The sequence below is a fragment of the Mesorhizobium sp. M0571 genome (assembly GCF_040320985.1).
Lineage (GTDB): Bacteria > Pseudomonadota > Alphaproteobacteria > Rhizobiales > Rhizobiaceae > Mesorhizobium.
The window spans coordinates 45,055-67,277 of the sequence record NZ_JAMYQT010000003.1 but is presented as its reverse complement, the minus strand read 5'-3'; the positions used below and the strand labels follow the sequence as shown (position 1 = coordinate 67,277).

General features: G+C 64.3%; 22 protein-coding genes and 1 pseudogene. 12 read left to right on the top strand and 11 right to left on the bottom strand.

Features of this window, described 5'->3' with window-relative positions; translation table 11 throughout:
• The first annotated feature begins 153 nt into the window (after positions 1 to 153).
• Positions 154 to 627, top strand: a complete 474-nt coding sequence (locus NKI85_RS04940; protein ID WP_352522615.1) for a VOC family protein — start codon at positions 154 to 156, stop codon at positions 625 to 627.
• A gap of 171 nt (positions 628 to 798) precedes the next feature.
• Here NKI85_RS04940 and NKI85_RS04935 read toward each other — a convergent pair whose 3' ends face one another.
• From NKI85_RS04935 to NKI85_RS04920, 4 genes and pseudogenes are all read right to left on the bottom strand, one after another.
• Positions 799 to 2,391: a peptide chain release factor 3 gene (locus tag NKI85_RS04935; RefSeq protein ID WP_352522616.1), complete on the bottom strand. Its 1,593-nt coding sequence runs from the start codon at positions 2,389 to 2,391 to the stop codon at positions 799 to 801.
• An 88-nt stretch (positions 2,392 to 2,479) separates the two neighbouring features.
• Positions 2,480 to 2,842 carry a hypothetical protein gene (locus NKI85_RS04930; RefSeq protein WP_352522617.1) on the bottom strand — a complete coding sequence of 121 codons (363 nt, stop codon included), beginning with the start codon at positions 2,840 to 2,842 and terminating at the stop codon, positions 2,480 to 2,482.
• 266 nt (positions 2,843 to 3,108) lie between these two features.
• A pseudogene (locus tag NKI85_RS04925) lies at positions 3,109 to 3,988 on the bottom strand (haloalkane dehalogenase).
• A gap of 40 nt (positions 3,989 to 4,028) precedes the next feature.
• Entirely contained in the window at positions 4,029 to 4,619 is a 591-nt protein-coding gene (locus NKI85_RS04920) for a TetR family transcriptional regulator C-terminal domain-containing protein (RefSeq protein WP_352522618.1), read from the bottom strand.
• A 117-nt stretch (positions 4,620 to 4,736) separates the two neighbouring features.
• On the opposite strand from NKI85_RS04920, the gene NKI85_RS04915 reads away from it, so the two are divergent.
• Complete coding sequence (locus NKI85_RS04915; RefSeq protein ID WP_352522619.1) at positions 4,737 to 5,813, top strand: NAD(P)/FAD-dependent oxidoreductase; 1,077 nt, start codon at positions 4,737 to 4,739, stop codon at positions 5,811 to 5,813.
• Here NKI85_RS04915 and NKI85_RS04910 read toward each other — a convergent pair.
• On the bottom strand, positions 5,807 to 7,180 hold the full coding sequence (locus NKI85_RS04910; protein ID WP_352522620.1) for an amidase: 1,374 nt from the start codon (positions 7,178 to 7,180) through the stop codon (positions 5,807 to 5,809). The genes NKI85_RS04915 and NKI85_RS04910 overlap by 7 nt on opposite strands.
• Here NKI85_RS04910 and NKI85_RS04905 point away from each other — a divergent pair.
• Positions 7,155 to 7,358: a hypothetical protein gene (locus tag NKI85_RS04905; RefSeq protein WP_352522621.1), complete on the top strand. Its 204-nt coding sequence runs from the start codon at positions 7,155 to 7,157 to the stop codon at positions 7,356 to 7,358. The genes NKI85_RS04910 and NKI85_RS04905 overlap by 26 nt on opposite strands.
• Here the strand turns inward: NKI85_RS04905 and NKI85_RS04900 are convergent.
• On the bottom strand, positions 7,355 to 7,570 hold the full coding sequence (locus NKI85_RS04900) for a DUF6356 family protein (protein ID WP_352522622.1): 216 nt from the start codon (positions 7,568 to 7,570) through the stop codon (positions 7,355 to 7,357). The genes NKI85_RS04905 and NKI85_RS04900 overlap by 4 nt on opposite strands.
• Positions 7,571 to 7,689: 119 nt before the next feature.
• Here NKI85_RS04900 and NKI85_RS04895 point away from each other — a divergent pair, with 119 nt between their 5' ends.
• From NKI85_RS04895 to NKI85_RS04885, 3 genes are all read left to right on the top strand, one after another.
• The gene (locus tag NKI85_RS04895) at positions 7,690 to 8,157 is read left to right on the top strand and encodes an Lrp/AsnC family transcriptional regulator (RefSeq protein ID WP_352522623.1); all 468 of its coding nucleotides are present in this window, start codon (positions 7,690 to 7,692) and stop codon (positions 8,155 to 8,157) included.
• A gap of 84 nt (positions 8,158 to 8,241) precedes the next feature.
• Positions 8,242 to 8,727 (top strand): dUTP diphosphatase, encoded by a 486-nt coding sequence (dut, locus tag NKI85_RS04890; RefSeq protein ID WP_352522624.1) that lies wholly within the window; start codon positions 8,242 to 8,244, stop codon positions 8,725 to 8,727.
• A complete protein-coding gene (locus NKI85_RS04885) occupies positions 8,727 to 9,383 on the top strand; it encodes an HAD family hydrolase (RefSeq protein WP_352522625.1) in 657 nt (218 codons plus the stop codon). The genes dut and NKI85_RS04885 overlap by 1 nt, the downstream gene beginning before the upstream one ends.
• Positions 9,384 to 9,480: 97 nt before the next feature.
• Here NKI85_RS04885 and NKI85_RS04880 read toward each other — a convergent pair whose 3' ends face one another.
• Positions 9,481 to 10,065, bottom strand: coding sequence for a TetR/AcrR family transcriptional regulator (locus tag NKI85_RS04880; protein WP_352522626.1), 585 nt, complete (start codon positions 10,063 to 10,065; stop codon positions 9,481 to 9,483).
• 48 nt (positions 10,066 to 10,113) lie between these two features.
• On the opposite strand from NKI85_RS04880, the gene NKI85_RS04875 reads away from it, so the two are divergent.
• From NKI85_RS04875 to NKI85_RS04860, 4 genes are all read left to right on the top strand, one after another.
• The gene (locus NKI85_RS04875; protein ID WP_352522627.1) at positions 10,114 to 10,524 is read left to right on the top strand and encodes an SRPBCC family protein; all 411 of its coding nucleotides are present in this window, start codon (positions 10,114 to 10,116) and stop codon (positions 10,522 to 10,524) included.
• A 75-nt stretch (positions 10,525 to 10,599) separates the two neighbouring features.
• Entirely contained in the window at positions 10,600 to 11,457 is an 858-nt protein-coding gene (locus tag NKI85_RS04870) for a hypothetical protein (RefSeq protein ID WP_352522628.1), read from the top strand.
• Positions 11,458 to 11,534: 77 nt separating this feature from the next.
• On the top strand, positions 11,535 to 12,338 hold the full coding sequence (locus NKI85_RS04865) for an isocitrate lyase/PEP mutase family protein (protein ID WP_352776269.1): 804 nt from the start codon (positions 11,535 to 11,537) through the stop codon (positions 12,336 to 12,338).
• On the top strand, positions 12,335 to 13,333 hold the full coding sequence (locus NKI85_RS04860; protein WP_352522630.1) for a proline racemase family protein: 999 nt from the start codon (positions 12,335 to 12,337) through the stop codon (positions 13,331 to 13,333). Before NKI85_RS04865 ends, NKI85_RS04860 begins: the two co-directional genes overlap by 4 nt.
• Here NKI85_RS04860 and NKI85_RS04855 read toward each other — a convergent pair.
• Positions 13,330 to 14,025: a sulfate transporter family protein gene (locus NKI85_RS04855; protein WP_352522631.1), complete on the bottom strand. Its 696-nt coding sequence runs from the start codon at positions 14,023 to 14,025 to the stop codon at positions 13,330 to 13,332. The genes NKI85_RS04860 and NKI85_RS04855 overlap by 4 nt on opposite strands.
• Positions 14,026 to 14,240: 215 nt before the next feature.
• Here NKI85_RS04855 and NKI85_RS04850 point away from each other — a divergent pair, with 215 nt between their 5' ends.
• Positions 14,241 to 15,233, top strand: coding sequence for an adenosine kinase (locus NKI85_RS04850; RefSeq protein WP_352522632.1), 993 nt, complete (start codon positions 14,241 to 14,243; stop codon positions 15,231 to 15,233).
• A gap of 279 nt (positions 15,234 to 15,512) precedes the next feature.
• On the opposite strand, the gene NKI85_RS04845 is transcribed toward NKI85_RS04850, so the two are convergent.
• Positions 15,513 to 17,792 (bottom strand): NADP-dependent malic enzyme, encoded by a 2,280-nt coding sequence (locus tag NKI85_RS04845; protein WP_352522633.1) that lies wholly within the window; start codon positions 17,790 to 17,792, stop codon positions 15,513 to 15,515.
• Between the two features lie 203 nt (positions 17,793 to 17,995).
• On the opposite strand from NKI85_RS04845, the gene mutS reads away from it, so the two are divergent.
• On the top strand, positions 17,996 to 20,644 hold the full coding sequence (mutS, locus tag NKI85_RS04840) for a DNA mismatch repair protein MutS (protein ID WP_352776389.1): 2,649 nt from the start codon (positions 17,996 to 17,998) through the stop codon (positions 20,642 to 20,644).
• Between the two features lie 242 nt (positions 20,645 to 20,886).
• Here the strand turns inward: mutS and NKI85_RS04835 are convergent, their stop codons facing one another.
• A complete protein-coding gene (locus NKI85_RS04835) occupies positions 20,887 to 21,732 on the bottom strand; it encodes an aldo/keto reductase (RefSeq protein WP_352522634.1) in 846 nt (281 codons plus the stop codon).
• Positions 21,733 to 21,819: 87 nt separating this feature from the next.
• Entirely contained in the window at positions 21,820 to 22,206 is a 387-nt protein-coding gene (gene copM / locus NKI85_RS04830; protein ID WP_352522635.1) for a CopM family metallochaperone, read from the bottom strand.
• Between the last annotated feature and the right edge of the window lie 17 nt (positions 22,207 to 22,223).

Sequence of the window (22,223 nt, the reverse complement as noted above, 5' to 3'; positions counted from 1 at the left end):
AAGCCGGTCCACCCAGTAAAAAAGTCAGAGGTGCTGTCGGATCGCGGTTTGCTCGAGCGTCCTTGGGTCAAACGGCGGGGACCAGGGCATTGATCGCCAGCCGGCCGTTTTACGAGTGAAAGCAAAGCCAAAACCAGCCCGAGGAGCAAGAGAATGCAAAAGATCACCACCTTCCTGTGGTTCGACGACCAGGCCGAGGAGGCCATGAACCACTACGTCTCCATCTTCAAGAACTCGAAGGTGCTGAGCGTGACGCGCTGGCCCAAGGGCAGCGGCGATCGTGAGGGCAAGGTGCTGGTGGTCTCGTTCGAGCTCGACGGTGTTCAGTTCCAGGCGCTCAACGGCGGGCCGCAATTCAAGTTCACCGAGGCAGTGTCGCTCTCCATCGACTGCAAGACGCAGGAAGAGGTCGACCATTTCTGGAACAGGCTCATCGAGGGCGGCGGCGAGCCCAGCCAGTGCAGCTGGCTGAAGGACAAATTCGGCCTCTCCTGGCAGGTCGTGCCGGAGCAACTGCCCAGGCTGCTGCAAGATCCCGACAGGGAAAAGGCTGGCCGGGTGATGCAGGCGATGATGCAGATGAGCAAGATTGATATCGCGAAGATCGAAGAGGCAGCCAGGGGGTGAGCGATGGCGCTCTTCCCCTTCTCCCCCTGTGGGAGAAGGTGGATTGGCGCGGAGCGCCAAGACGGTTGAGGGGTGTTGGACGTAACGAGGCGTTGGTGTTTCCTGGAACACCCCTCATCCGTCGCCTTCGGCGACACCTTCTCCCACAAGGGGAGAAGGCAAGGTGGCGCATCAAGCCGCTCTGTCGCGGACCTGGTAATCCTTGACCGCCGCGAAGCGGATCGCCTTCCAGCGTTCGGCCTCGTAGTTTAGCGAGAAGGCGTGCTGGGCGAGGAACACCGGATCGTTGTCGAGGTCGCGGGCAATGTCGCCGCGATGCGCCTCGATGAAGCGCTGGAGTTCGGCCTTGTCGTCGGCCGATATCCAGCGGCAGACGGAAAAACGCGGCATCTCGAAATCGACCGGCAGCGTGTATTCGAAGTTCAGGCGTTCTTTCAGGACATCGAGCTGCAGGGCGCCGACGACGCCGACGATGGCCGGCGAGCCGTCCTCCGGCGAGAACAATTGCACGACGCCTTCCTCGGCCATCTGGTGCAGCGCCTCCTTGAGCTTCTTGGCTTTCATGGCATCGCCGAGGCGAACGCGGCGCAGGATTTCTGGCGCGAAATTCGGCACGCCGCGAAACAGGATCTCCTCGCCTTCGGTCAGCGTGTCGCCGATGCGCAGCGTGCCGTGGTTGGGAATACCGACGACGTCGCCGGCAAACGCCTCGTCGGCGGTGACGCGGGTGCGGGCGAAGAAGAATTGCGGTGCCGACAGGCTCATTGGCTTTCCCGTGCGCACCAGCTTGGCCTTCATGCCGCGCTCGAGCTTGCCAGAACAGACGCGGACGAAGGCGATGCGGTCGCGATGGTTGGGGTCCATATTGGCCTGGATCTTGAAGACGAAGGACGTCATCTTGTCCTCGGTCGCCTCGACCTTGCGGCTGTCGGCCTCCTGCGCGCGCGGCGGCGGCCCATAGGCGCCTAGCGCCTCGATCAGATCGCGCACGCCGTAATTGCGCAGCGCCGAGCCGAAATAGACCGGCGTCAAATGGCCCTCGCGGAAGGCATCGAGGTCGAGCGGGCGGCAGGCTTCGCGCGCCAGCTCCAGCTCCTCGATGAAGGCCTCCCGCTCGTTCTCCGGCAACAGGCCGGCGACGCGGTTGGAATCGGGTCCATTGACCGGCGTGCGCTCCTTCTCGGCGTCGCCCTTGCGCACCGCGTTCAGCGCCAGATGGTAGGTGCCGGAAAAAGTCTTGCCGCGGCCGATCGGCCAGGTGATCGGTGCCGTGTCCAGCGCCAGCTTCTGCTCGATCTCGTCGAGGATCTCGAACGGGTCACGGCTTTCGCGGTCCATCTTGTTGACGAAGGTGATGATCGGGATATCGCGCAGCCGGCATACCTCGAACAGTTTCAGCGTGCGCGGCTCGATACCCTTGGCGGCATCGATGACCATGACCGCACTGTCGACCGCCGACAGCGTGCGATAGGTATCGTCGGCGAAATCCTCGTGGCCGGGCGTGTCGAGCAGGTTGAAGACAGTGTCCTCATATTCGAAGGTCATCACCGAGGTGACCACCGAGATGCCGCGCTCGCGTTCGATCTTCATCCAGTCGGACCGGGTCTGGATGCGGTCCTTCTTGGCCTTGACCTCGCCGGCAAGCTGGATGGCGCCGCCGAACAGAAGCAGTTTTTCGGTCAGCGTGGTCTTGCCGGCGTCGGGGTGGGCGATGATCGCGAAAGTGCGGCGGCGCGATACCGCTTGTTCGATGTCTTCAGCCAATTTCAGGAATCCTGTCTGTGGCGCGGGCTTCTAGCAGCGCTTTCCCTGCCTGTCGAACGGAAACACCGCTGATATCCCGGCAGCAGGTTCAGTCTCTGACGATAGCCGCCTGCGTGACCGAGCCAGCGTCATCCAGGCGCATAACCAGCCATTCAGAGTCGATCGAAAAAAATCCCCTTTCCGAACCAAGAACATAAACCAGACTCCAGTCCTCGAAATAGTCCGTCTTCGGCGGCTCGCCGAGCATGGCAACAACTTCTGCCCGCGATTTCCCAACCAACGCCGCGGTCAGCACCAAACGGTCAGCAATGCGATGGCGCTTATGCAAAGGATCCAGCCAGTTGTCGTCCTGCCACCAAGATCGAACGAACGGCAGCGGGCCGAAGAAGACGGCATAGACAATGGCGGCTCCGGCTGCAGCAAAAACCAGCCCTTTTATCCAGCGGCGCAAATGACCCTCATGTGATTGAGCTGAACGTTTCCAGTGAGGCGATCGTCATCGACCGCGCTTCGAGAGCGGTCCCGGCAACGTTCTTGGCAAGTATGTACCACGATGGCATGAGGGCAAGAAAGTCCTGGCGATTGAAGGTGCACTGCCGTGAGCAAGAACATCATCGTCATCGACGCCGGCATCATCGGCGCCTCCATCGCCCGGCACCGGCAGAGCTAAGCTGTCGACCTCTCCGGCGGCCGCGGCTGCTGGTTTACACTCCGGCGTCAGGCCGGTTCGGCGGCATAGCTCTCGGTGGCTATCTCGGGAATCCACTCGGCAATAGCGGCGCCGATCTTGTCGGCATGGTCCCTCCTGCAGATAATGCGCACCGGGTCCGAGGTCGATCAGGCGGCAGTTCTTCAGCCCGGCTGCGAATTCCCGTGCCGCCTGCGGCGAAACGAGGGCGCCCGGATCCGCTGAGAAAAGCAGCTTCGGGTAGGAGGAAGCCCGGAGCGCCCGATGGTCGTGCTCACTGATGGCAGCGACATCGGCAGGCTGGCCTTCGATCGGCAGGTCGCGCGGCAGCTGCAGGATCGGCTTGCGCGATTGCGGTGTCGGGAACGGCGCCCGGTAGGCGGCCATTTCCTCATCGCTCATCGTGCGCAGCACAGCAGCCGGCAGCACCTTTTCGACGAAGACGTTGTCTTCCAGAACAAGCTTCTCACCGACGCCAGGCGTACGCATTGCCTTGAACAATTCGCGCGCTTGCGGACGCTGGCGAAAATCGTCCCAACTCTCGAAGCGGCGGATGAATTCCATGAAGGCCAGGCCGAGGATCCGCTGCGGCCGCTGGAAGGCAAGTGCGGTGCCCCAGTCCTGCGCGACCACCATCATGTTGGTGATGCCAAGCGCCTCAAGGAAAGCGTCGAGATACCGGACGTGGTCAAAGAAGCGGTAGTCGATGTCCGGCTTGCCGGACTGGCCGCAGCCGATCAGGTCGGGCGCGATGCAGCGGCCGAACGGCGCCACATGCGGAATGATGTCGCGCCGGATGTAGGACGACGTCGGGTTGCCGTGCAGGAAAAGCACCGTCGGACCGGCCGCGCCTGCCTCGATATAGGACATGGTGGAATCGAGTACCGCGACTTGCGAGCGCGGCACCATTATGCGGGCTTCCAGCTTTTCGAGTTTCGGGTTCATCGGATCAGCTCCTTTTTGCGAAGACTGTTTTGAAGACGATGTTCTTGAAACGCTCGAGCGGTTCGGGACTACGCTCAATCTTCATGCGCAGCATCGCGCCTTGCCAGGAGCTCAAAAGGAAATCGGCGAGGTCCCCGGCATCGAACGCGTCCGTGATATCGCCGGCCGCCTGGCCTTCGGCGATGCATTCGGCGAAGGGCTTACGCCAGCGTTCGAAGATGGCGACGAGTTGCAGCCTCAGCGCCTCACTGTGAGCCGCGGTCTCAAGGCTGAGATTGCCGATCATGCAGCCCTGTGCCCAGCCATGTACCTCCAGTTTCGAAGTGATGACGTCGAGATAGCGGCGCAACCGCCCGACCGGGGCCGTGCCGTCCCGGGCGAGCGCCTGTTCCACCAAACCGCTCACATAGGCGAAATAGCGGTCCAGCACCTCGCTGGTGAATGCCTCCTTGGAGGCAAAATGATTGGTGAAGGAGCCCGGGCGGGCATCGGCCGCGGCGACGATGTCGCGTATGCCGGCGGACGAATAGCCGGAATTCCAGATGGTTTTGAAACCAGTGTCGAGGAGTTTTTCGCGAAGTGAATGTCTAGCCATCGTGACATAATACGTACGTACGTATTAGAGTTAAGAAGCGTGTTTGATGCCGCGCTCTCTTGGCAGAACCCCTCGGCAATGGCATCGGAGTGGTCGCGTTGGAACGAGGAGTGAAGCATGACACTGGCGAAAGAAATGATCGTCGTCGGCACCGGCATCATCGGCGCCTCCATCGCCTGGCACCTGACCAGGGCCGGGGCAAAGGTGACGGTCATTGCCGACAGCGGCGCCGGCGGCGTCGCGACGCCGAATTCCTTTGCCTGGATCAATGCCAGCTGGGGCAATCCAGAGCCGTACTTCCGGCTGCGGATCCGATCGATGGCCGAATGGAGGCGATTGGCGAACGAGGTGCCCGGCATCCCGTTGCAATGGTGCGGTGGCCTCCGCTGGGACCTGCAGCGTGCCGAGCTTGAAACCTATGCCGCCGAGCATTCCTCATGGGGCTACGGCATCGAGCGTGTCGACCACGCCGGGGCAGCGCGCATCGAGCCCAATGTGACCGAGCTTCCCGATTTCGCCCTTTATGTCGCCGAGGAAGGTGTCGCCGAGCCGGTCGCTGCCACGCAAGCACTGCTGACCGAGGCCGAACGGCGCGGCGCGCGGCTGCTGATGGGAGTTACCGCGACCGCGCTTGTGCAGGCCAACGGCTGGATAACCGGCGTCGAGACATCTGGCGGGCGGATCGCCGCCGACGAGGTGGTGATCGCGGCCGGAGCCGGCTCTCCGGCAATAGCGGCAACAGCCGGGATAGAACTGCCGATCGAGACACCACCCGGCCTGATCGTGCATTCGCGGCCGCACCAAAAGCTGCTCAACGGCCTGGTGATCGGCGACCGCCTGCACATGCGCCAGACGGCGGAGGGACGCATCATCGCCGGCTCGGATTTCGGCGGCGCCGATCCTGGCATGGATGCCGCAGCCACCGCCCGCAACCTGTTTGCAGCGATGAAGGCCATGCTGCGCGGCGCGGACGGGCTGGAACTCGATTTCCACACCGTCGGCTATCGGCCGACGCCGATCGACGGCTTTCCGATCATTGGGCGCGCGGAAGGCAGGAGCGGCGTTTACGTCGCGGTCATGCATTCCGGCATCACGCTGGCGCCCGCAGTCGGCCTGTTCGCCGCCCGTGAAATCCTCGAAGGCGAGCGCGATCCGCTGCTTGCGCCCTATGGCCTTACGCGGTTTTCTCAATAGCCGGGCGGCCTGCGAAAGCCGCCGGTGAGCGGCTCGATTGCCCTGGCGATCCCGAGCAGCCGCGCCTCCGACCAGCGTTTGCCGACCAGTTGCAGGCCGATGGGCAGGCCATTGCTGTCCTGCCCGCATGGCAGCGACAATGCCGGATGGCCGCTATAGTTGAACACCGCGCCATAGGCCGGCAGCATCCAGTAGCTTTGCTTCTTGCCGTCGACCTCGATCGGCGTTCCCGGCTCGCAATGCGGGAAGGCGGTGACCATGGCGACGGGGCACAGCAAGGCGTCGCAGTCTTCGAAGAACCGATCCCAGGCCAGGATGGAGCGGTCGCGGCGGGCGAGCGCCTCGAACCAACGCGAGACCGGCGTCGGCTTCTCCGGTGGTTCGGGCTGCGCCGTCTCCAGCATCATGCCGATCAGCGCGCCGCCTTGCTCCAGATCGTCGTGCAGGTCGAGCTTCGGCAATTTGGCCTCCTCGACGATCGCGCCTGCCGACTGAAGCTCCTTTGCCAGACTTTCGACCGCCGCACTGATTTCGCCTGCCACTGGAAAACCTGGGAAGGACGGCGCGACGGCAATACGCAAATTTTTGAGATCCAGCTCGGGCATGTCTTCGACCGGTACCGGCGCAAGGTCGGTGTCGCTTCCATCCGGCCCGGCAATGAGGCCGTAGATCAGTGCCAGGTCTTCGACGCTGCGCGCCAGCGGTCCGAGGCAGGACATCAGCCGCACGCTGCGCGATGCCCCGCCCGGATCGGGAAACGCGCCGGCCAGCGAGACGCGATGCTCGGTCGGCTTGAGGCCATAGACGCCGCAGAAGGCAGAAGGCAGCCGGATCGAATCCTGCATGTCGGTGCCGACCTCAAACGGCGTCATACCGGTGGTGAGCGCCGCCGCCGCACCGCCGCTGGAGCCGCCGGCGGTGCGCTGGAGATCCCAGGGATTGCCGGTGCGGCCGAACAGCGGATTGTTCGACTGCCAGTCGCCCAGCATCGTCGCCACGTTCGTCTTGCCGACCAGCACGCCGCCTGCGGCTTTCAGCCGGGCAACGACCGGGCTGTCTTGCCTCGCGACATAGTCGGCAAAGGGCGGGAAGCCGACGGTGGTCTTCATGCCCGCGGTCTCGTGCATGTCCTTCAGCGTGAACGGCACGCCGTGCAGCGGCCCGAGTGCGTCGCCGCGCGTCCGCGCTTGGTCGGCCTTTGCGGCGCGTTGCCGCGCGCCTTCCCGGTCGAGGGTTACGACGGCGTTGACCGCCTCATTGTGCCTGTCGACCTGCGCCAGATGCGCGTCGATCGCTTCCAGCGCGGAAATCTTGCCGTCGCGGATGGCGGAGGCCAGTTTGGTGGTCGAGGAAAAGACGATATCCATCGGGAGTGCTCCGGGCTATCGCGCCGCGCTCCTCAAAATGGCGGATTGCGGCGCGGCTTCAAGCCTGGCTCAGCATTTCGACGACGGGCGGCGCTTGATCGGGATTGCGCTGCCGGGATCCGTTGAGGGGTCGGCGCTGTCCCGCGGCCTTGCCGCAATCGGCACCTCCACGGCTTAACGTCCTCGGTGGTGCGTCCGCTCGTAGAGCTCGCGGATGATGCCGCTTGCCGTAGACTCGAACAAGAACGGCAAGAAAGCGTGAACGAGCGCGGCAAAAGCCGCCATGAACAATCGCGACGAGAACCATGCCGCGAAAGCCATATGGCCGAAATAGCTCTCGCCGACCGTGGCCGGGTGAGAGGTGAAAAGTCTTGCGAGCCGTGCCGTCATGTCGAATCCCTCCTGCCGGCATGAAGAGCCGGCCATGAGTATCCTGACATGGGCGCTCGGTTCATTCGTCTCAATTTATCCTTGTATAAGGCTGAATTTTGAGACAAACATCCCACAGGATGCCGGATATCGACGAAATAGACCGAAGATTGCTGGCCGAGCTGCAACGCGACGGCACGCTATCCGTCGACCAGCTCTCGGCAAGAATATCGCTGTCACGCAATGCCTGCTGGCGTCGGGTCAAGCGGCTGGAGGAAGACGGCGTCATCACCGGTCGGGTGGCGCTTGTCGATGCCGATAAGCTCGGGCTCGGCCTTTCCGTGTTCATCCTGATCCGCACCTCGAATCACGATCCCGACTGGCTGCAAAAGTTCCGGGCGGCGGTGACCGGCTTTGCCGAGATCACCGGTGCCTACCGCATGTCCGGCGACCTCGACTATGTGCTGCGCGCTCGCGTCGCCGATGTGAAGGCCTATGACCGGCTCTACCAGCGCCTGATCGCCAAGGTGGCACTGTCGGACGTCTCGGCCTCCTTCGTCATGGAGGAGATCAAGGAGACCACCGTCGTTCCGATGGAACTGCGCTGAAGCGGAACTGTGCTGAAAGAAAGCCGTTGATAGCATTGCCGCCGAGTTGACTGGATCGGCGTTCGCGACGATAGGATCAGCCTTATGCGCGCAGCACTTTATCCCTCCTCCGTCATCGGTCCGGCCGTCGGTTTCGTCAGGCTGCCGCATGGCGAGGGATTGCCGCTCCCCGCCTATGAGAGCTCGGGCGCCGCCGGCATTGATCTGCGCGCCGCGGTGCCGGACGACCGGCCGCTTTTGATCCTGCCGGGAAAGCGAGCGCTGGTGCCTACCGGGCTGATCCTGGAAATTCCGGAGGGCGTGGAAGGCCAGGTGCGGCCGCGTTCCGGCCTCGCCTTCAAGCACGGGCTCACCTGCCTCAACACGCCGGGCACCATCGACAGCGATTATCGCGGCGAGGTCAAGGTGCTGCTGATCAATCTCGGCGACGAGGATTTCGCGGTGACGCGCGGCATGCGGATCGCCCAGATCGTCTTCGCCCCGGTGACGCAGGCGACCGTCGAGGAGCGCACATTGGCCGGCGGCACGGCGCGCGGCTCGGGCGGCTTCGGATCGACCGGGACCGCTTAATGAAAATACCCAAGCTCGTCATCTTCGATTGCGACGGGGTTCTGGTCGACACCGAGAACCTGGCCAACCGGCGGCTCGCCGAATGGCTGACCTCGGCAGGCTTTCCGGCCAGCTTCGAATATTGCCGCAAGAATTTTTCCGGCCGCAGCATGGTCTCGGTGCAGAAGGAAGTCGAGGCGACCGGCGTCAGTCTTGGCGCCGATTTCGTCGAGCGCTGGAACGCCGGCCTGCCGGACCTGTTCGCGCATGGCGTCGAGGCCGTCCCCTATGTTCGCGAGTTCATCGAAACCGTGCACGCCGCCGGCATCGCCACCTGCGTCGCCTCGTCGGCACGGGTATCGAAAATGCACATCACGCTTGGCCAGACCGGGCTGCTGCCGCTGTTCGAGCACGCGCTGTTCAGCTCGACCATGGTCTCCCATGGCAAGCCGTTCCCCGACCTCTTCCTGCATGCGGCAGCGACGATGGGCTTCGCGCCCGCCGACTGCATCGTCATCGAGGACAGCGTGGCCGGGACGACAGCCGGCATCGCCGCCGGCATGCGCGTCTATTCCTACCACGGCGACCCGCTTTCCGACCACGACGGGCTGATCGAAGCCGGCGGTATCCTGTTCGACGACATGCGTGAACTGGCCGGGCTGGTGCCGATCCACTGATCGGGCCTTTGTTGAGGCTACATGCCTTAACGCTGTGTCGCCTTACGGGACGGTCCCAGCAAATGCTCTCGTCGCCTCGCGCAAATCCCCCTCGATTTCAGACCGGGCGCGGCGCCCCAAGTACTCGGTCGACCGTGTCGCGTATGAGAGTGCGCAGATTGGCCGGCCTGTCGAGATGACTGACGACAAGGAGGCCGTCGGCCGCCACTGTTAGCGCGTCTGCGGTGCGGTCCGGATCGGGATTTGCGTCCGTGATCAGCAGGTCCTTGAGGATGCCCCACTTCCAGTGACGATGCTTATCGATCGCCTGGCGAACCGAGCTGCTGGGGTCGGGATATTCGGCAGCGGCATTCTGGAACGGGCAGCCGCGGTAGCCCGGCTGATCTGCCGCATCGGCAATGAGATCGAATATGGCAAGGATCATCTGGCGAGCTGGCCGTCGGCCAAGGCTCGCGATGGCGGCCCGTCCTCCCTTGCTGAGCTCCTCGATATAGGCGCGGACGAGATCGTCCTTGGCCGCGAAGTGGTGATAGAACGTCGCTTTGGCAACGCCGGCCTCGGCGATGATGCGGTCGATGCCGACTGCGCGGACTCCCCCCAGAGAAAACAGCGCGGTCGCCGTATCGAGGATGCGGCGGCGCGCAAGGCTTTCGGGTCGACCATTGGTTCGGGCTGCGGACATGCCTTGTACAGACAGACAGGTCTACCCGCTAACAGAGGAACAGCGAAAATGGCTTCGATAGTCAGGGAAATCATCGTAGATGCTTCACCGGAAAGCGTATGGGCGACGGTCGGCGACTTCGCCGGCGGCGCCCAACGGATAGCCCCAGGCGTTTTCGTCGACTGCCGGGTGGATGAGGGCGACGTGCGGGCTCTTACTTTTGCCGACGGCAAAGTTGTACGAGAGCGGCTCATCGCCCGCGACGAGCAGAACCGGCGGATCGTGTGGGGATGGCTCGGCGACGAGGTCACCCACGATAATACCTCTATGCAGGTCTTCGCCGAGAGCGAGGGCCGGAGCCGCCTGGTCTGGATCCACGATACTCTGCCCGACGAACTCGGCACGTGGCTCGCAGCCGCCATGGATCAGCTGGTGCCGGTGTTCCAGCAGACTCTGGCGACCGAAGCCAAACCAGCATAGTGACGCAACGCCAGGTGTTTCCTCTTGGCCGCAAAATGATTTAGCTTGTGCGCGCCCGACATAACGAGCGCGCGCATGACCTTCCCCCGGCTTCGTTTCCTCTTTGCCTGCCTGCTGCTGCCCTGTCTCTGGACGACGGCCAGCGCTGAGGCCGTCAGCTTCCCGGAGCTCGGCAGCGCCGTCCCCCGCCACGGCGATATCACCTATCTCGATCTCGCCAGGATGGTCATTCCCGATCTGGCCGCGGACAAGGACGGCTTTTTTCGGGGATCGATGCCGATCGAGATGCGCCACATCGCTGGGCCGGACTACGGCGGCTCGCCGCCGGCGACGTCGGGTCTTTCCAACGCCGGCGTGCTCGGCATCAAGGCCGGCGGCAAGGACCGGCTGACCATGCTGTTCGACCTCGGCGACTCGCCTGACAGTGCCGAAGGTTATGCCGTGCTGGCACTCTACGACATCGCCGGCAAGCCGGCGTTGCTCGACGCGGTCAATGTCGCCGTCGACCGCAGCACCTATTTTCGCGATCCGGGCAGGCTATCGATCGGGCTCGGCGATGACGTCATCATCAATACGAGCACGCATTTCAATTCGAGCCAGGGCTATGTGATCACGCCGCTGGTCATGGTCCGCAACGACAGGTTCGAGCTGATCGACATGATCTATACGTTCGACGAAAACCTCTGCACCAACAGAAGGACGCAGAATGCGGCCTTCCAGGCGATTGCCGACGGCCAGCCCTATGCAGCCATCAAGGTCACGGTGACCGACGCGACGGTGCCGGGCGATGAAAGCTGCGATGGCCAGCAGCCGCCAAAGGCGTCTTCGCGCGACATTTCCGTCACCTACCATTGGGACAAAAATGCTTCGCGCTACGTCAAGGATTCCGATGCGCTGGACCGATTGGCAGGAGAGAACGCCAAACGCTTCTGAGCCAACCGCATTTGTTTGCCCGGCGCGTGCCGCCGGGCTAGAATTTCCTTCATAGTCCGCACTGGAGGGGAGCATCCATGGATAAGGGAAAGATTTTTCGCGACCTGCATGCATCGATCTTCGTCATGGCCAATTCCTGGGACGTCGGCACGACCAAGCTCTTGGCCTCATTCGGCTTCAACGCGCTGGCCACGACCAGCGCCGGCTTTGCCTTTTCGCGCGGCCTGCCGGACGGCGCGGTGACGTTCGAGGCAATGATCCACCATTGCCGCGAAGTGTCGGCGGCGACCGGACTGCCGGTTTCGGCCGACCTCGAAAAGGGCAAGGGCGATAGCGCGACAAGTGCCGGCGAGACCATCTTCGCCGCCGAGGCGGCGGGCCTCGCCGGCTGCTCGATCGAGGACCATACCGGCGAGCCCGACAAGCCGATCTACGATTTTTCGCATGCCGTCGAGCGCGTCGCGGCGGCGGCCGAAGCGGCCAGGGCACTGAAGCGCGATTTCGTCTTCACCGCTCGGGCTGAGAATTTCCTGTGGGGCAAGCCCGATCTCGACGACACGATCAAGCGGCTGCAGGCCTTCGAGAAGGCCGGCGCCGACGTGCTCTATGCACCGGGCCTCGGCGACATCGAGATGGTGCGAACCGTCTGCTCGGCGCTGACCAAGCCGGTCAACGTCATGGCCAGGCCCGGCTTCACCATCGCCGATCTTGCCATGGCGGGGGTAAAGCGCATCTCGCTTGGGCCTTGGCTCACCAATTTCGCCTTCGGCATGCTGGAGACCGCGGCGCGCGAGATCCAGCAGGACGGCACCTTCGGCTTCACCCGCGCAGCCATGCCGTTCGGCAAGCTGCAGGCCCTGTTTGCCAAGCCCGGCGAATGACGCTCACCGTCATCGACATGCACACCGGCGGCGAGCCGCTGCGGATCGTCACCGGCGGCTACCCCAATATTCCCAAGGGCACGATCCTCGAAAAGCGTGCCTATGTGCGCGACCATCTCGATCACCTCAGAAAGATCCTGATGTTCGAGCCGCGCGGCCATTACGATATGTATGGCGCGCTGCTGGTGGAACCCGACCTGCCGGACGCCGACCTCGCGGTGCTGTTCATGCACAATGAGGGCTATTCGACGATGTGCGGCCACGCCATCGTCGCGCTCGGCCGCTACGCCGTCGACGAGCGGCTGGTTGCGGCACGCGAGCCGCTAACGACGGTCAACATCGAGGCGCCATGCGGGCTGATCTCGGCTGCGGTCGAGGTAAAGGACGGCAAGGCCGGTGCGGTGTCCTTCGAAAGCGTGCCGGCGTTTCTGTTTGCTGGCGACCAGCACATCGAGCTGCCGGGCTATGGTGCGGTCGGCTTCGACGTTGCCTATGGCGGTGCCTTCTATGCGCTGGCCGATTGCCGCCAGTTCGGGCTGGCGTTCGGCAAGAACCGCGTGCGCGATTTCGTCGACGCGGCAACGACGCTGACCGGGAAGCTGAAAGCGGAATTGCCGCTGTCGCATCCCGACCATGCCGACCTTGCTTTCCTCTATGGCACGATCCTGACCGATGGACAGGATGCGTTCTCCGATACGCCGACCAAAAACATCTGCGTTTTCGCCGAGGCCGAGGTCGACCGCTCGCCGACCGGCTCGGGCGTTACCGCGCGGCTGGCGGCAATGCACGCCAAAGGCCAGATCGAGATTGGCCGGACGCGGCTGTTCGAGAGCATCGCCGGCTCGCGCTTTTCCGGCGCGGTCGCGCGGACGGCCAAAGCCGGGACGCATGACGCCATCATCGCCCGCGTCGGCGGCCGCGCCTTTTATAGCGGGCGAGCCGAATTCATCGTCGAGGACGACGACGAACTGGGGCGCGGCTTTCTGCTGCGCTAGCTCGCTTCCCGCGCCGAGATGGCCTTGTGCAGATGCACCATCATGGCGGCGGCGAACAGCGGCGTCAGAAGGTTGAGCAGCGGCACGGCGAGGAAAGCGGCGACAACCAGACCGGCCAGGAACACGGTGACCGAGTGCTTTCTGCGCAGCGCCTTGGCCTCGGCCTCCGGGCGAAAGCGCATGGCGGCGAACTCGAAAAACTCGCGCCCCAGCAGATAGCCGTTGACGATGAAGAAGGCGGCGATGTTGATGCCTGGCACCAGCAGAAGCAGCAGAGCCAGGATGTTGCCGAGGATGACGACGCCGAAGAACCGGATCGCCAGCACCAGCGAGCGCAGCGCCGGCACGGCGCGGCCGGGCGGATCGTTGGGATAGTCGGTGCGCTCGACCATCTCGGCGACGTCGTCGAGGAACAGGCCGGCGATGATCGCCGTCACCGGCGCGATGAGCAGCGCCAAGCCCAGCGCAAGGCCGATCCCGGCGACAATGACGCCCAGCCATCCGGCCCACGACGGCAGGCTGGGCAGCCATGCATCGATCCACGGCCAGGCCAGCCATTCGAACAGGCTCTTTATCCCGAACCACAGCGCCGCCAGCGCCAGCAAGGTCAGCCCCAGCGTCTTCAGGAACACGGAACGGAATTCGGGCGAGAACAGCCGGCTCAAGGCGGCGCGGGCAGCGTCGAGGATCACGGCGTTTCCAATCCCATGTCAAACGTGCCCGTGGCTGATGTCTCCCGGAATAGGCGGAGATAGCGCAGGCTGCAAGCGCAACCGCACAATGCGAAGCATCTGCGTTCTGCCCGGATTTATAACTCGCGGTCTAGGCAAAGCCGCATCAAACCGCTAGACCCGCCCGCGCCCGGCGTGGCAGAAAGCCGGTGGGTTTTTGGCGGAGACATGAATTGATGCCGGACTATGACGTGCTTTGTATCGGAAATGCCATCGTCGACATCATCGCCCAGTGCGACGAGGCGTTCCTGGAGACCAACGGCATCATCAAGGGCGCGATGAACCTGATCGACACAAGGCGCGCCGAACTGCTCTACAGCCGCATGGGCCCGGCGATCGAAGCCTCGGGCGGCAGCGCCGGCAACACGGCGGCGGGCGTCGCCTCCTTCGGCGGTCGCGCCGCCTTCTTCGGCAAGGTCTCCAACGACGCGCTCGGCGAGATTTACGCGCACGACATCCACGCGCAGGGCGTCGCCTTCGACACAAAACCGCTCGACGGCGAACCACCGACGGCGCGCTCGATGATCTTCGTCACGCCGGACGGCGAGCGCTCGATGAACACCTATCTCGGCGCCTGCATCGAACTCGGCCCGGAGGACGTCGAGGCCGACAAGGCCTCGGGCGCGGCGGTCACCTATTTCGAGGGTTATCTGTGGGACCCGCCGCGCGCCAAGGAGGCGATCCGGCAGACGGCGAAGCTCGCCCATGCGGCGGGGCGCGAAGTATCGATGACATTGTCGGATTCGTTCTGCGTCGACCGCTACCGCGACGAGTTCCTCGACCTGATGCGCTCCGGCACCGTCGACATCGTCTTTGCCAACAGCCACGAGATCAAGTCGCTCTACCAGACCGCGTCCTTCGACGAGGCGCTGGCCCGGATCCGCAAGGATTGCAAGATCGCCGCCGTCACCCGCTCGGAAAGGGGCTCGGTGATCGTGCGCGGCGACGAGACGGTCACCATCGAGGCGACCAAGATCCGGGAGCTGGTCGACACCACCGGCGCCGGCGACCTCTACGCCGCTGGCTTCCTCTACGGCTACACGCAAGGCCGCAGCCTGAAGCAGTGCGGCGATCTCGGCTCGCTGGCCGCCGGGCTGGTCATCCAGCAGATCGGCCCAAGGCCAAGGCAGGATTTGCGCCGAGAGGCCGAGCAGGCGGGGCTGCTGTAGGAGCGCTTGGTCTCGCTCGATGGCAGGACAATCGCAGATCGGCAAGTGCCCCCTCACCCGGATTGCCAACCGAATTGCGAAGGGCAATTCGGGGCAATCCGACCTCTCCCCGAGGGGAGAGGAGGTCGCCAGCGTTGATGCCAGCCTCTTCTCCCCAGCGGGGAGAAGGTGGCCGCGAAGCGGCCGGATGAGGGGGACCCCCTTATGTGATAGCCGTGCCCCTCGATGGGCGTCGCCTTCGCATGACCCTCCCCACCGAGAGGAGGGTAAGCTCGCTCCTCAAGCCCCCGCGCTATACGCCGCGATCGCCGCCATGTTGACGATGTCGCTGTCCTTGGCATTCAGCGAGACGATCTGAACCGGCTTGTTCAAGCCGACCAGCAGCGGGCCGATGACGGTCGAGCCGCCGAGCTCCTGCAGCATCTTGGTCGAGATCGAGGCCGAGTGGAAGGCCGGCATGATCAGCACGTTGGCCGGACCGGTGAGGCGGATGAACGGATATTGCGCCATGGCACGGGCGTTGAGCGCCACGTCGGCGGCCATTTCGCCGTCATACTCGAAATCGACGCGCCGCTTGTCGAGGATGCGCACCGCCTCCTGGACGCGCTCGGAGCGCTCGCCCTGCGGATGGCCAAAGGTCGAATAGGCGAGCATGGCAAGCCTCGGCTCGTAGCCCATGCGGCGGGCAAAGCCGGCGGCCTCCTCTGCGATGTCGGCGATCTCGACGGCATTCGGCATGTCGTGCACGGCGGTGTCGGCGACAAGCACGGTTCGGCCGCGCGCCAGCACGATCGACACACCGATGACGCAATGGCCGGGCCTTGCGTCGATGACGCGGCGGATATCGTCGAGCGCCGTCGAATAGTTGCGGGTGACGCCGGTGACGATGCCGTCGGCATCGCCCAGCGCCACCATGCAGGCGGCGAAATGATTGCGGTCGTTGTTGATCAGCCGCTGGCAGTCACGGAACAGGAACCCCTTGCGCTGCATGCGCTCGTAGAGATAGTCGGTGTAGACGCCGTTGCGGCGCGACAGCCGCGCATTGATGATCTCGATGCCCTGCTTGCCAAGCTCGATGCCGGCATGCCTGGCGTTCTCCTTGATGACGTCGTCGCGGCCGAGCAGGATGGCGGTGCCCAGCCGCTGGCTCACATAGGAGACGGCGGCGCGCATCACCTGCTCCTCCTCGCCCTCGGCAAAGACGATGCGCTTGGGCTGGCGGCGGACGCGGTCATAGATGCGCTGCAGCGTCGAGGCGATCGGGTCGCGGCGGGCGGAAAGCTCCTGCGCGTAGCGGTCGAGATCGAGGATCGGCTTGCGCGCGACGCCGGAGTCCATCGCCGCTTTGGCGACCGCGATCGGAATGGCCGAGATCAGGCGCGGATCGAACGGCACCGGGATGATGTAGTTTGGGCCGAATTTCGGCCGCATGCCCTGATAGGCGGCGGCGACGTCGTCGGGCACGTCCTGGCGCGCCAGTTCGGCGAGCGCTTTGGCCGCGGCGATCTTCATGTCGTCGTTGATGGTGGTCGCCCGCACATCCAGCGCGCCGCGGAAGATATAGGGGAAGCCAAGCACGTTGTTGACCTGGTTCGGATAGTCGGACCGCCCCGTCGCCATGATGGCGTCGGTGCGGATCTCGGCGACCTCCTCCGGCGTGATCTCGGGGTCGGGATTGGCCATGGCGAAGATGATCGGGTTCTTGGCCATCGACTGCACCATCTTGGTGGTCAGCGTGCCCTTGGCCGAGAGGCCGAGGAAGACGTCGGCGCCGTCCAGCGCCTCGGCCAGCGAGCGCGCCTCCGTCTTGACCGCGTGCGCCGATTTCCACTGGTTCATGCCTTCGGTGCGGCCCTGGAAGACGACGCCCTTGGTGTCGCAGAGGATGATATTGTCGGGCGCAAAGCCCATCGCCTTCATCAATTCGATGCAGGCGATGCCGGCAGCACCGGCGCCGTTGCAGACCATTTTGGTGGTCTTCATGTCGCGGCCGGTGATTTCCAGCGCGTTGATCAGGCCGGCGGCCGAAATGATGGCGGTACCGTGCTGGTCGTCATGGAAGACCGGGATGTCCATCAGCTCGCGCAGCCGCTGCTCGATGATGAAGCATTCCGGCGCCTTGATATCCTCAAGGTTGATGCCGCCGAAGGAGGGCCCGAGGAAACGCACGCAGTTGATGAATTCGTCGGCATCCTCGGTGTCGACCTCGAGGTCGATGGAATCGACATCGGCGAAGCGTTTGAACAGCACCGCCTTGCCTTCCATCACCGGCTTCGAGGCTAGCGCGCCGAGATTGCCGAGACCGAGGATGGCGGTGCCGTTGGAGATGACGGCGACCATGTTACCGCGAACCGTGTAGTCGAAGGCGCGGCTCGGGTCCTCGGCGATGGCGAGAACCGGCACGGCGACGCCCGGCGAATAGGCGAGGCTGAGATCCCGCTGCGTCGCCATCGGTTTCGTGGCGACGATCTCCAGCTTGCCGGGACGGCCCATGGCGTGGAATTCCAACGCCTCCTGGGCGCTGACGGAGGGCCCGTTGCTTTCGGTTTTCTTGGCCATGATACTTTCGGTTTCCTCGCCCGTACGGCACCGCTTGAGATGGGTGCGCATGCTTTCTTTTGTGGAAGGTTCGGGATTAAGGCTACACTTCGCCGCTGTAAACCGCCAAGCATGGCTTGGAAAATTTTGGAAGCAGCTTCTTGAACGACGAGACGCCCATTCGAAGCGACAACGCCACGCCGGCCTTCGCGCCGGCGACGCCGATGATGGAGCAGTATATCGAGATCAAGGCGGCGAACCCGGATTCGCTGCTGTTCTACCGCATGGGCGATTTCTACGAGCTGTTCTTCGACGATGCCGAGAAGGCAAGCCGGGCGCTCGGCATCGTGCTGACCAAGCGCGGCAAGCACCAGGGGCTCGACATCCCGATGTGCGGCGTGCCGGTGCACGCGGCCGACGATTATCTGCAGAAGCTGATCGGCCAGGGGTTCCGCGTCGCCGTCTGCGAGCAGATCGAGGATCCGGCCGAGGCCAGGAAGCGCGGCGGCAAATCGGTGGTGCGCCGCGACGTGGTGCGGCTGGTGACGCCCGGCACCATCACCGAGGACAAATTGCTGGCGCCGTCGGAATCGAGTTTTCTGATGGCGCTGGGACGGGTGAAAGGTGGGGCAGATCACGCTTTTGCCTTGGCCTGGACCGAGATCTCGACCGGTGTCTTCCGCGTCGCCGAAACCACCGCCGACCGGCTGCTCGCCGATGTCTTCCGCGTCGACCCGCGCGAGCTGATCGTCGCCGAGCCGGTGTTCCACGACCCGGAGCTGAAACCGGTGTTCGACGTGCTCGGCCGCGTCGCCAGCCCGCAGCCGCCGTCGCTGTTCGATTCGGCTTCCGCTGCCGGCCGCATCGCCCGCTTCTTCGAGGTGGCGACGCCGGACAGTTTCGGCACGTTTTCGCGCGCCGAGCTGTCGGCGATCTCAGGCGTCATCGCCTATGTCGAGAAGACGCAGAAGGCCGAGCGGCCGCCGCTGTCGCGGCCCGAGCGCGAGGAGCAGGGCTCGACCCTGTTCATCGACCCGGCGACGCGCGCCAATCTGGAGCTGCTGCGCACGCTGTCCGGCAGCCGCGACGGGTCGCTGTTCACGGCGATCGACCGCACGGTGACCGGCGGCGGCGCAAGGCTGCTCGCCGACCGGCTGATGGCGCCGCTGACCGACCCGGCGGCGATCGGTGCAAGGCTGGACTCGGTGTCGTTCTTCCGCTCGGAGACGCGCCTCTGCCAGGCGGTACGGGGGAGCCTGAAAAGCGTTGCCGACATGCCGCGCGCGCTGTCCAGGCTGGCGCTCAACCGCGGCGGTCCGCGCGATCTCGGCGCACTGCGCGCCGGTTTCGAGGCAGCCTGCGCCATCGCCGAACTGTTCGGGCAAACTGCCTTGCCTGCCGAACTGGCAGCGGCGCTGGCGGCGATCAAGGCACTGCCCAGCGCGCTGGCGGCGCATCTGACGCAGGCGCTCAGCGACGAGCTGCCTTTGCTCAAGCGCGACGGCGGCTTTGTCCGGGGCGGCTACCACGCCGAACTCGACGAGATGCGGGCACTGCGCGACGAGTCGCGAAAAGTGATCGCCGGGCTGGAGCGTTCGCTGATCGACGAGACCGGCATCCGCTCGCTGAAGATCAGGCACAACAATGTGCTCGGCTACTATATCGAGGTCACCGCCAATCATCATGCAATCATGACCGGCAGCGACGGCGCCAAGGCGCGCTTCATCCATCGCCAGACCATGGCCAACGCCATGCGCTTCACCACCACGGAACTCGCCGAACTGGAATCGAAGATCGCCAATGCGGCCGACCGGGCGCTGGCGATCGAGCTTGCCGCTTTCGAGGCGCTGACGGCGGAAGTCGTCGGCCAGGCCGACAGGATCCGCGCCGGCGCCGAAGCGCTCGCCGTGCTCGACGTTTCGGCCGCACTGGCCCTGCTTTCCGAAAGCGAGGCCTGGTGCCGGCCCCTGGTCGATGCGAGCCTTGCCTTCGAGATTTCGGGCGGACGCCATCCGGTGGTCGAACAGGCGCTGCGGCGTTCCGGCGAAGGCCCGTTCGTCGCCAATGATTGCGATCTGTCGCCGCAAGGCGACGCGAAGGCCGGCGCGATCTGGCTGCTGACCGGCCCCAATATGGGCGGCAAGTCGACCTTCCTCAGGCAAAACGCGCTGATCGCCATTCTCGCCCAGACCGGCTCCTTCGTGCCGGCGGCAAGCGCCCATATCGGCGTCGTCGACCGGCTGTTTTCGCGGGTCGGCGCTTCCGACGATCTGGCGCGCGGCCGCTCGACCTTCATGGTCGAGATGGTCGAGACGGCGGCGATCCTCAACCAGGCCGGCGAACGCGCGCTGGTCATCCTCGACGAGATCGGCCGCGGCACCGCCACCTTTGACGGGCTGTCGATCGCCTGGGCGGCGGTCGAATATTTGCACGAGAAAAACCGCTGCCGGGCGATCTTCGCCACGCATTTCCACGAAATGACGGCGCTGGCCGGAAAACTGCCGCGGCTGCACAACGTCACCATGCGGGTCAAGGAATGGGAAGGCGACGTGGTCTTCCTGCACGAGGTCGGCAAGGGTGCGGCCGACCGTTCCTACGGCGTCCAGGTGGCGCGGCTGGCCGGCCTGCCGGAAGCCGTCGTCGGCCGGGCCAAGGAAGTGCTGCACCAGCTCGAGGCGGGCGAGGTCTCGGGCAAGGCCAACCGTCTGGTCGACGACCTGCCGCTGTTTTCCGTGGCGGCGAAGCGGCAAGCGCAGCAGCCGGCAAAGAGTGATGGGCTGGGCGCGGCGCTAGGCGAGATCAATCCTGACGAGATGACGCCAAGGGAGGCGCTGGAGGCGCTGTACAGGCTGAAGGGGATGGTGGGGAAGTAGCCGTCGCTGGCTGAGCCCGCCGTCTGTCGGCATTCCTTCGCGCCCCCCTCTGTCCTGCCGGACATCTCCCCCACTTGGGGGGGGAGATTGGCAGCTTCGCTGATAGCGCTTTTTCTTCGATGTTTGAAGTTGGTGAAAGCCGATGCGACGTCCAATCTCGCCATTCGTGGGGGAGATGTCCGGCAGGACAGAGGGGGGCGCGAAGGATCGCAACCTTAGTTTCTGGTCCCGCGCCGCAACCCTCAAATCATCGCCAAGCCCTGCTTCCGCCTCGGTGGTGGAAAAGCGCGGTCGATTTCTGCGAAATCTTCACTCGTAAGCTCGATGTCCAACGCCGCGACATTCTGCCGGACATGCTCTTGTTTGCCGGCCTTCGGAATGGCGATAACACCCTCTTGCGCCATCACCCAGGCAAGCGCGATCTGCGCCGAGGTGACGTTGTGGCGAGCGGCGATGGTTTCGAGCCTGGCGTTGCGCGCCAATACCCCCTGATCGACCGGCGAATAGGCCATCAGCGGCATGCCGCGTTGCCGGCTCCACGGGGCGAGATCGAACTCGACGCCGCGCTGCGACAGATTGTAGAGCACCTGATTGATCTGGACGTTGTTGCCGCCCGGCAAGCTGGTCAGCTCTTCCATCTCATCGGTATCGAAATTGCTGACGCCCCAGTGGCGAATCTTGCCGGCGTGCCGCAATGCCTCGAAGGCCTCGACCGTCTCCGCCAGCGGCACGCTGCCCGGCCAATGCAGGAGATAGAGATCGATGCGGTCGGTGCGCAGCCGTTTCAGGCTTTTGTCGCAGGCTTGCGGCACGCCGGTGCGCGAGGCATTGGACGGCAGCACCTTGGAGACCAGGAAGACCTCGTCGCGGCGCCCGGCGATGGCCTCCGCCACCACCTCCTCGGCACCGCCGCTGGCATACATTTCGGCGGTGTCGATCAGCGTCATGCCGAGGTCCAGCCCGAGCTTCAGGGCATTGGCCTCATCGCCACGGCGGCGGGTATCCTCGCCCATCTTCCAGGTGCCCTGGCCGAGCACCGGCACGGCTTCGCCGAAGGGCAGGGTGGTCGTTCTTATGGTCGATGGCATGGCATGCTCCAGTCGGGCGGCATCATAGCCGCCAAGGGAAATCCAGGTGAAGCCTCTTTCCTGGATTCCCACTGACGGCGTGAACCGCTACTTCACCGGATGGGCAGCGAGCCAGTCCTGCATCTGCTTGATCTCGGCTTCCTGCGCGGCGATCACCGCTTCGGCCAGCTTGCGGATTTCCGGATCCTTGCCATTGGCAAGCTCGACCTTGGCCATGTCGATCGCCGCCTGGTGATGCGGGATCATGCCGCGGGCGAAATCGACATCGGCATTGCCGGAATATTCGATCGCCATCATGTCGGTATGCATCTTGTCCATCGCTGCCTTGTAGCCGTCGGTCGAAGGGCTCTGCGCGCCCATCGCGCCCATGTCGTGTTTCATCTCCTCGGCTTGCGCCGGAACGCTTTCGAGGAAAACGGCAAGCAGCATTCCCGCCGCCATCATCAGCAGCACGATCTTCTTGGCCAAGGTCATTCATCGTCTCCTTTTTT